The 10,144-nt window shown below is 42.3% G+C and carries 7 protein-coding genes; 5 read left to right on the top strand and 2 right to left on the bottom strand.

From position 1 onward, the window contains the following. On the top strand, window positions 1-752 hold a 752-nt coding region (gene sucD, locus B7C60_RS09735; RefSeq protein WP_245869139.1), incomplete at its 5' end, for a succinate--CoA ligase subunit alpha. A 127-nt stretch (window positions 753-879) separates the two neighbouring features. Here the strand turns inward: sucD and znuB are convergent. Together znuB and znuC are read right to left on the bottom strand one after the other, a co-directional pair. Continuing rightward, window positions 880-1,662, bottom strand: a complete 783-nt coding sequence (gene znuB, locus B7C60_RS09730; RefSeq protein ID WP_099611484.1) for a zinc ABC transporter permease subunit ZnuB — start codon at window positions 1,660-1,662, stop codon at window positions 880-882. Next, window positions 1,655-2,440: a zinc ABC transporter ATP-binding protein ZnuC gene (znuC, locus tag B7C60_RS09725; protein ID WP_099611483.1), complete on the bottom strand. Its 786-nt coding sequence runs from the start codon at window positions 2,438-2,440 to the stop codon at window positions 1,655-1,657. Before znuC ends, znuB begins: the two co-directional genes overlap by 8 nt. Window positions 2,441-2,520: 80 nt before the next feature. Here znuC and znuA point away from each other — a divergent pair, with 80 nt between their 5' ends. The 4 genes from znuA to feoB all read left to right on the top strand — a co-directional run. Next, window positions 2,521-3,402, top strand: a complete 882-nt coding sequence (znuA, locus tag B7C60_RS09720) for a zinc ABC transporter substrate-binding protein ZnuA (RefSeq protein WP_099611482.1) — start codon at window positions 2,521-2,523, stop codon at window positions 3,400-3,402. 382 nt (window positions 3,403-3,784) lie between these two features. Next, the gene (locus B7C60_RS09715) at window positions 3,785-7,150 is read left to right on the top strand and encodes an AraC family transcriptional regulator (RefSeq protein WP_157928695.1); all 3,366 of its coding nucleotides are present in this window, start codon (window positions 3,785-3,787) and stop codon (window positions 7,148-7,150) included. Window positions 7,151-7,845: 695 nt separating this feature from the next. Continuing rightward, window positions 7,846-8,073 carry a FeoA family protein gene (locus B7C60_RS09710; protein WP_099611480.1) on the top strand — a complete coding sequence of 76 codons (228 nt, stop codon included), beginning with the start codon at window positions 7,846-7,848 and terminating at the stop codon, window positions 8,071-8,073. Next, the coding region (feoB, locus tag B7C60_RS09705; RefSeq protein ID WP_245869136.1) for a Fe(2+) transporter permease subunit FeoB at window positions 8,073-10,144 on the top strand (2,072 nt) is incomplete at its 3' end. The genes B7C60_RS09710 and feoB, both read left to right, overlap by 1 nt.

Raw genomic sequence — 10,144 nt, 5'->3', positions numbered from 1 at the left:
CTGGTAAAGGCGGAACCACCCACCTAGGTTTACCCGTGTTTAATACTGTACGAGAAGCCGTTGAAGCAACCGGCGCGACGGCATCGGTGATCTATGTTCCAGCCCCGTTCTGTAAGGATGCGATTTTAGAAGCGATTGATGCAGGTATTCAGTTAATTGTGACTATCACGGAAGGTATTCCGACGATTGACATGATTGATGTCAAAGTAAAGCTAGAAGAAACCGGCGTACGTATGATTGGCCCAAACTGTCCGGGAGTGATTACTCCGGACGAGTGCAAAATTGGCATTATGCCGGGCCATATTCATAAGAAAGGTAAAGTTGGGATCGTATCTCGCTCGGGTACATTAACTTATGAAGCGGTGAAACAAACCACGGATGAAGGGTTTGGGCAATCTAGCTGTGTGGGAATTGGCGGCGATCCGATTCCAGGTTCGAACTTTATTGATATTTTAAAACTATTCCAAGCCGATCCTGAAACCGAAGCTATTGTAATGATTGGTGAAATAGGCGGAACCGCTGAAGAAGAAGCAGCAGCCTTCATTAAAGAGAATGTGACTAAGCCAGTCGTTTCATATATTGCCGGTGTAACCGCGCCTCCGGGTAAGCGAATGGGGCACGCGGGAGCGATTATTTCTGGCGGTAAAGGGACGGCAGATGAGAAATTTGCCGCGCTTGAATCGGCCGGCGTTAAAACGGTGAAAAGTTTGGCCGAAATAGGCCAAGCTTTACGCGAAGTGACTGGTTGGTAAGGGGTATATCCTTCTGACTTGAAGCTTCTGGGGTGTTGGCCACGCTCGTTCACCCTAATCACATCGCCTGTCTAGGCTCATGGGGATGATGAGAGCCACCGAAGTTTGGTGGCTCTTTTTATAGCGATTAGCGCTGGTTAATAAACTGACTTAACATAAACATTATCGCGGCACTGACGACCACTGATGGCCCGGCAGGGGTATCAAATTGCCAAGAGAGAGAAAGCCCAGTTAAGACGCAGACAATACCAATCAAAGAGGCGATGATCGCCATTTGCTCAGGTGTTTTTGCCATACGTCTTGCCGTCGCCGCAGGAATAATCATTAACGATGTCATGATCAATGCGCCGACAAACTTCATGCCAACCGCAATAACTACGCCGATCAGCAGCATCAAGACCAAACGCATTAACTCAATATTAACCCCTTCAACACTGGCAAGCTCTTCATTGACGCTACTCGAAAGCAAGGGACGCCAGAAAAGATAAACCACAATACTGACTGCAATGACGCCACTCCAGATAAACCAGAGATCCATCGGACTTACCGCAAGTAAATCACCAAATAAATAACCCATAAGATCAATGCGTACATTATCGAGAAAACTGACCGCAATCAGGCCAAGTGATAGAGAGCTGTGAGCTAAAATGCCGAGTAATGTATCGGTCGCAATCAGTTTTTGTCTTTGCATGGTGACTAAAATGATAGCAAGCCCCAAGCAGCAAATGAGTAAGGCAAAGTAGAGATTAATGTCGAGCAAAAAACCAAGAGCAAGACCAAGTAAGGAGGCATGTGCGAGAGTATCGCCAAAGTAGGCCATTCGACGCCAAACGACAAACGAACCGAGTGGGCCTGCTATAATTGCAATTCCGATACCGGCAGCGATAGAGGGTAATAAAAACTCAATCATGGTGATGGTGACCGTGTGAATGATGGGAACAAACTTGAGCCTCTCCTTTTACTGGCTGGCCCGCTAAATCATGATGATGTTGGTGATTATGTTGATAAAAGGCCAGCGTTTCGCGGCTACGGTGGCCAAATAATGCAAGATAGCTTGGGTGTTGTGAAATATCTGCAGGAGAGCCAGAACAACAAATATGGTGATGTAAACAAATCACTTCATCAGTTTTTGCCATCACTAAGTGTAAGTCATGGGAAACCATAAAAACGGCACAATGGAAACGAAGACGAATCGCATCGATTAAATCATAAAGATCGATTTGTCCTTGCACATCGACACCTTGAGCCGGCTCATCTAGCACTAAAATATCTGGCCGCTGTAATAATGCACGAGCAAGCAGTACCCGTTGATTTTCACCACCCGATAATTTATGCATGTCACTATGGTTAAGGTGCTCCGCACCAACTAAGAGCAACGCTTCATTGAGCTCTTGCGGACTGTATTTACCAGCAAGGCGAAGAAAACGATTCACACTCAGCGGTAAGGTATCATTGAGCTTGAGTTTTTGAGGAACATAGCCGATTTTGATGTTTTTTTCTCGCCAGATTGAACCTGAGTCTTGCTGATGTAAGCCCAGTAAAACTCGGACTAGGGTGGATTTTCCTGCGCCATTCGGGCCGATTAACGTTGTAATTTTGCCGCGAGACAGCGACAGGTTGATGTTGTCTAGAACTCGGCGCTGATTGAAATCAACACAGATGTCATGCAATTCAATTAGCGTTGACATGAAAGAAACTCATTTGCAATTAAGTGATGTTATAATGTAACATTTCGAATCAACGAACGCTACCAGCAGGAAATTGTATCATGTTATCTAGATTGACATTGATTGTTATATTAACCGCATTACCTTCTATGGTGTGGGCAAGCGATATTTTGACCAGTATAAAACCAATCCAAATGATCACTCAGGAGCTAACCGTGCAAATGAGCACGCCGGATGTGCTTGTCTCCGCCAATGCTTCGCCACACGATTATGCGCTTCGGCCTTCTGACGTAAAGCGGATTCGTCAAGCCGATTTGGTCATTTGGTTTGGTCCTGATCTGGAGCCATTTCTTGAAAAATCGCTCAGTCAACACCGCAATGTATTGACCTTAAGTGAGATTCCTAACTTAGCATTACGAGCTTATCGTGAAGAGGCATCACATCATCATGAGGGACATCATCATGGAACCCATGATCCGCATTTCTGGCTTGGTGTGGAACAAGTCAAAACGGTAGCACACGCTATAGCGGAGCGTCTCAGTGATACCGACCCCGAGAATAGTAAAACCTACCAAGATAATTTAGCACAATTTCTGGTGAAGTTAGATAAGACGGATAAAGCCATCACTCAGCAGTTAACTTCGGTCAGCCGTAAGCCTTATTACGTGTTTCATGATGCGTATGCCTATTTTGAGGAGCGGTATGGGCTGAATAATATTGGCCATTTTACTGTGAGCCCAGATCGTAAGCCTGGTGCAAAAACATTAATTAATATTCGTAATGACTTAGCTCATCATCGTGCTGTCTGTGTGTTTTCTGAGCCTCAATTTCAACCTGCAGTGATTGAAACCGTAGTTCGAGGCAGTCAAGCCAATATTGGTATTTTAGATCCATTGGGGGCTGAGACTGCGGTACAAATGGGAAGCTATTTTACATTTCTTGAGCAATTAGCGAATAGTTTTTATACCTGTTTATCGCAATAGTTGAGTGGCAACGGCAACCAAGGCTCAGAGTGATTCTTTTATGCCTGAATCACTTAAACTTGTGATTTGTGTGTACCGTTTCCCTTGTTTAGGGGGCTTTTGAGGGCCGGCTTACTTTGCTCGTGTTGGCAAAGTAAGCCGGCCGTTATTGCGAATCATTTCAAAAGCAATACGTCACATCACAGATTTTTCAATTATCCCTACCTAATTCAACTCATTTAGCTAAAATACGCTACAGTTGTTTATCTCAATACTCCCCGCTAATTCATGTTTAACCGCCTTGATTTATTCACATCCAAACGCGAGAGTTTGCAAGGTTAATCGGTCGATGTATTATTTAATTCGCCTTGGAAAATAACGATATAAACAAGGGGGGGGGCGTGTGTTTCATCTATCGGTTAAAGGAATGACTTTGTACCGCTTATTATCCGTTGCCTTTTTAATGCTAGGGCTATTGTTGCCAGCTATGCAGGCGTTCAGTTCGACTCCCTTAACCTTTTATTCCCTACCCACGTTATCACAGGGAAGAGTATTTGTTGCGCAAAACTTATTCCCAGGGGATGAAGGGGGGATTTGGATTCATGATACCGATGGAAAAGTGGTTTTTTTTGATGGGCAAACCATACTACCGAGGCGAGGTTCTGCTTTACCGAAAAATTATCAACACTTAACCTATTTACAAGGTGCATTTTGGACCTTTGTCGATAATGAACTTTATCGTACTTATCCGGGAAGAGAGTCGGAAAGAGTATTGGTTCTGACACCGGGGGTCACCATTAAGAATATTGGTACGTCTAGTGGGTATCTGTGGTTAACCGATGATCAATTTTTCTATACTTACCGTATCGCTGATGGTGAATTGCAAACTTTTTCATTAAGTAAACTTTATCAACTTAATCAAGCAAGCCAAATTATAATTAATGATGCGGTGAAAATACGAACTCGGTGGGTTTTAGCGACCAATGTGGGGACTTACTTATCGACAGATAAGCAATTTACTCACATCACTCAGTCTGGAAAACATACCATCAAAAAACTGTTATTTTCAGCGCACAGAAACCACTTACTGGTTGGTACACATCGCGGGGCATTGTTGATTGACCTAGACAATCCAAGCAAGGTGTTAAAAAGAATTGGTGAATCGTCAGTTTCTAGCATGATTGAAACCAACGATGGCTATTGGGTGGGGACAGACAGTGGACTTCGTATCTATTCGTTGTCTAGAGATGAAATTAGCGATTTTTCTGAAATAAAACACACAAGTTATGGCTTGCCAGATGGGAAAGTTTACGCTTTAGCGCATGACCAATATCAAGGGATCTGGATAGCCACTCAGCAAGGCGTCCGTTACGTTTCACTTTTTAGTCAGATGTTGACTCGTTATTTTCCGAATCAATCTTCTGATATACCCACAAACTCCGCGGTAAAAAAAATACAGTATTTGAATCAATCAAACCGCTATTTCTTAATAAATCAAGACGGTCTTTTTTTGCTTGATCCGAACAATAAAAGGCAAAATCGTTTGATTCATAAAGGAGGGGTTAATGATATTGAGCAAATCGGTCAAGTGCTTTGGATCGCTAGCGACGATGGAGTATCTTATTATCCGTTATCGTCGGATCATCGTGCTTTGTTACCCCCAATTCCTCAAACATTAAGAAGCCACAAAACTGATTTTTTAGCGGTTGATCAACATGGCATCTTATGGGGAATTTCGACCGATTGCCTTTGGTCTTACAATCCGAACAATCATCGTTATATTGACTATAGCCAAGAATGGTTAGCAGCACAGGATTCATCACTCAAATTAACTTGGTTACACACCAGCTCAAGGTATGGGCTGTTAATAGGTAGTGAGCAAGGGGTATATCAGTTTAATAATGATAAAATCATCTATTACAAAGATAGTGCTTCTTATGGTAGTACTATTCAAGTTGTGGAAGCAGAAGATGGCCGGCTTTGGTTTTTAACTGAGTTTGAGGTTTTTCATTTTCAACCGCTTCAGCACTTGGTGCGTACGCTGCCTTTAATCGAAGAAAATTTGCGCCTGAAATGTTTACTTTTAACTTCTCAAGGATTGTGGCTTTCTTCATCGAAAGGATTAACCCTTTACCACTTTGATGGTTCAGTAAAAAAACATATCGGCTCCCCTTATGGCTTGATTAACAATGAATTTCAAACGAGAGCGTGTGCCGTTGGAGGCGAGGAGAGTAACGAAACGTTGCTATTTGCCGCTCGTGAAGGATTTGTTCATTTCCAAAGCCAACAGATCGCAGAGGCACCGATTCCACGCTTTCCTATTATATTGAGCCAAGTGAATATCGATCATCGTCTTGCTCATATTGGTGGCCTTGCGGGACAAACATTAAGTGTTGATTATGGAAAAGCGATCAGCTTTCATTTTGGTTCGTTTTCCCACCTTGGTAACAAATATATCGAGTTTCGACTCAATGAAGAGGAGTGGTATCCTTTTGAAGGGCCACATTTGACCCTCGATCACCTTTTTCCTGGTGATTATCATCTATCACTTCGAGATCAACACAATCCGGATCAGATCGCGACTTGGAGCTTTAAAGTTGTTGAACCTTGGTACTTGTCAGTTTTTGCCTTGATAAGTTACTTACTCTTTGTGATCGTCTTGATCCTGTTAGTGATTCATTGGCGTTCGAGAGTGATGTCGCGCTTGAACGACGATTTACGTCAACAAGTGGCATTAAAAACACGTCAAGCTCAACAACAAAGTAAATGGTTGATTCATCATAACCAACAGTTACGTAAGAAAATTCAGATTCGTCAGCTATGGTTTAAGCAGTGGTTACTAAAAAATCAATCGTTACTTACCCTGTTAGTAGAAAAGGCGGCAGCAAATCAATCTAATGCGTTAATTGGTGTCGCGGAACGATTAAGTTATCATTTTAAGCAAATTAACGTGTTGAATGATGGTTGGGGAGCAAAGGGTATGTGCCAACCCCTTGGCCCAGTTTTAAAAACCATGCTCGAAGGTTGGAAACACGATTTTGAGCAAGCTGACATTAAAATTAGCTGCGATATTGATGAACAGCTGCCGAATATGTCTCTCAAACAACCAGGATTAGATAGCATATTCAATCTTATTTTTTCTGATGCATTAAATCGACTTCATCGGCATCAGACCTTAACAATTAAAGGAATACAACGAGGAAAAAGTGTCGTTGTGACTATCACGGATTTTGGTGAAGCACCGCAACAGTTAGCGCAGCAGAGGCTTATTTTAAATGAGCACAAGACACAAACATTAGACGATGTCATTCAGTTAACTGGAGGATATCTGCAGTTATTTTCTTCTTCTGAACGTAACTTAATTGAGTTAACTTGGCCTGCTCAGATTCAAACGGCAGAGCACAGTGCTGCCGAACTTCACTTAGCTTCTGATGTTTCTGAATCTCACTGGTTAAGTAAGTTGGAAAAGATTATTGGTGAACATTATTCCGACCCTGAATTTACCACATCTGTAGCAGCAGCTTTGATGTATGTGTCTGAGCGCAGTCTGCAGCGTCGTTTTAAAAATGCAACGGGCAAAACGTTTAAAGAATATCTCACTGAATACCGCCTCGATCAAGCTTGTCGCTTATTAATCAATGGCGAGAAAGTTTCTCAGGTCGCCTTTCTTTGTGGATTTAACGATCCCTCTTATTTTAGCCAACGCTTTAAGTCGCACTTTGGTCTCTCGCCATCCCAGTTTGCTGAGGATGACATTTCATCATCTTAATTCGGTAGGCAACAGGCTCTATACCCTTCCTACTTGAAGCTGCAGGGGGGTTGGCTACGCTCTTTCGTCCCAATCACATAGTCTGTCTATGCTCATGGGGATTCACTCACTTGCCGCCTACCTGCAACTCCAAGTTGTTTGGGTATAGATCATTAACAACCAGATCATTAACAATGGTATCTCGTTTACCTTAGGGTGGGGGATTGTGTCGACAAAGTGGATAGATGAGACATGATAAAAAAAGATCGTGGTATAGCCGGGGGGACTATACCACGGGCGTCAATGACACCTTCGCTTGCTGCCGGAGTGATATGTGCAGTGCCATATCACCTCTGGAGTTCTATCGATGGGGACAATCCCCGTTGACAAAATCACTATAACCAAGCTGACTTTTTTTACTTATAAAATTAACGACAATATCACCTGATAAAAGCGACATTAATTTAATTTAACTATATCTATTTGTTTTTAAAGGTTTTTTATTCTTTTCTTTTCAGGGGTCATTTCGTGGTCTGATGAGTTTGATAAGATTGATAAATAATTTGACGTTTTTAACGGAGGGGGTTTTAGCGAAAGTAACGAGAAAATTTACGCAATCTTTGATTTCACACAATGACTAACAGGATTTGTCGGCGTATTATTCTGGTTAGAAATAAAAATCCTTCTCATTTACAATGCGGTTTGTGTGGCGACCAATGAAACTATCAGAATTAAAAGTCGGTGAGTCAGGTCTCATCGTAGCGTTGAACGAATTATCGTTAGATATTCGTAAAAAATTGATGGTAATGGGTTTATTGCCCAATACCCAAGTAACATTAATCCGTCGAGCTCCGATGGGCGATCCACTTCAGATTCAAGTCAGGGGCGTGTCTATTGCCGTTCGAGAAAGCATTGCTTCAGCAGTGGAAGTGGAGAAAGCGTAATGGTATATCAAGTTTTAACTGTCGGTAATCCAAATAGTGGGAAAACCACACTATTTAATGGTCTAACGGGTGCTAAACAGCAAGTGGGTAACTGGGCAGGGGTGACGGTTGAAAAGAAAACCGGCCGTTATAGTCATGCAGGCAACCAGTTTCAAGTGACCGATTTACCCGGTATTTACGCCTTAGATAGCGGGAATGATAGCAATAGTATTGATGAGTCCATCGCTTCACGAGCCGTACTAACGCACCCGGCAGATTTGATCATTAATGTTGTTGATGTGACCTGCTTAGAGCGTAGCCTTTACATGACATTACAGTTACGCGAGTTAGGTCGTCCTATGGTGGTTGTGCTCAATAAAATGGATGCGTTAAAAAGAGCACGTCAAACCATTGATAGCAAAAAATTAGAGCAAATGCTGGGTTGCCCGGTGTTAGCCTTGTCGGCGAATAATAAACATCAGGTACAACGTTTTAAAGAGCAGTTGCATAAAAAAATGCTTCAAGGTATCGCACTAAAACAGTTAGAACTGGATTATGGTGCAACGTTTGAGCAGGCCATTGCCGAGTTAGAGCCGATTTTTTCTGCACAAGAAGTGTCAGCTCGAGCTTTAGCAATTCGAGCTTTAGAGAATGATTTACTGGTGATTAATGAGCGTATAGAAGAAGAGCGTCAGTTAATTAATCGTGAGCAATTAAAATGTGAACTGGATATTGATTTACATGTCGCCGATGTGAAATACACATTTCTGCATCACTGCTGTCAACAAGTCCGTCGTAGTGAAGGAAAACTGAGCCATAGCTTTACCGAAAAAGTCGATAAGGTCATCTTAAATAAATGGGTCGGTGTTCCATTCTTTTTCGCAGTGATGTATCTGATGTTTATGTTCTCGATCAATATTGGCAGTGCCTTTATTGATTTCTTTGATATTGGTGTTGGGGCATTATTCGTTGATGGTGGCCATTATTTGTTTGATGAACATCTTCCTATTTGGCTAGTAACATTATTAGCGGATGGATTAGGTGGTGGGATTCAAACCGTTGCTACCTTTATTCCGGTGATTGCTTGCCTGTATCTCTTTCTTGCGCTGCTTGAAAGTTCGGGTTATATGTCGCGTGCAGCATTTGTACTCGATAAAGTCATGCAAAAAATAGGGCTACCTGGGAAAGCATTTGTCCCATTAGTGTTGGGATTTGGGTGTAATGTGCCAGCCATTATGGCCACTCGAACCTTAGATCAAGAACGAGAGCGGAAATTAGCGGCATCGATGGCCCCCTTTATGTCCTGTGGCGCACGTTTGCCTGTCTATGCGCTTTTTGCGGCGGCTTTCTTTCCTGAAAATGGACAAAATATTGTATTTGCACTTTATCTTTTGGGGATTGTTGCAGCGGTATTTACCGGATGGGTATTAAAGAAAACTCTATATCCAGGTTCAAGTGATAGTCTGCTGATGGAAATGCCAGATTATGAGCTACCTACTTTACAAAATGTATTGATCAAGACATGGCAGAAATTGAAACGTTTTGTCTTGGGAGCGGGAAAAACCATCGTTATTGTGGTTACCATTCTCAGTTTCTTTAACTCGTTAGGTACAGACGGTAGTTTTGGCAATGAAGATAGTGATAAATCCGTCTTATCGAGTGCAGCTCAAGTGGTCACACCGATATTTGCCCCGATTGGGATTAATCAAGATAACTGGCCAGCAACAGTCGGTATTATTACTGGTATCTTTGCCAAAGAAGCGGTTGTTGGAACGTTAAATAACCTCTATAGCTCTGTTGATGAAGAAGATGCCGAATTTGATTTACTTGCCAGTTTGCAAGAAGCGGTGATGTCTATTCCTGAAAACTTAATGGGGCTTAATTTTGCGGATCCATTAGGTATTGAAGTTGGAGATCTTACGGATAATGATGCGATCGCTGAAGAACAAGAAGTGGATGCCTCTATTTTTGGTAATCTACAAAACTATTTTGTCAGTAGCTATGCTGCATTCTCGTACTTAATATTCATTTTGTTGTATACCCCATGTGTGGCTGCAATGGGGGCTTATGTACGAGAATTTGGTGCAAAATA

Source organism: Vibrio fujianensis (assembly GCF_002749895.1).
Lineage (GTDB): Bacteria > Pseudomonadota > Gammaproteobacteria > Enterobacterales > Vibrionaceae > Vibrio > Vibrio fujianensis.
This window is presented reverse-complemented; position numbering and strand designations above follow the sequence as displayed.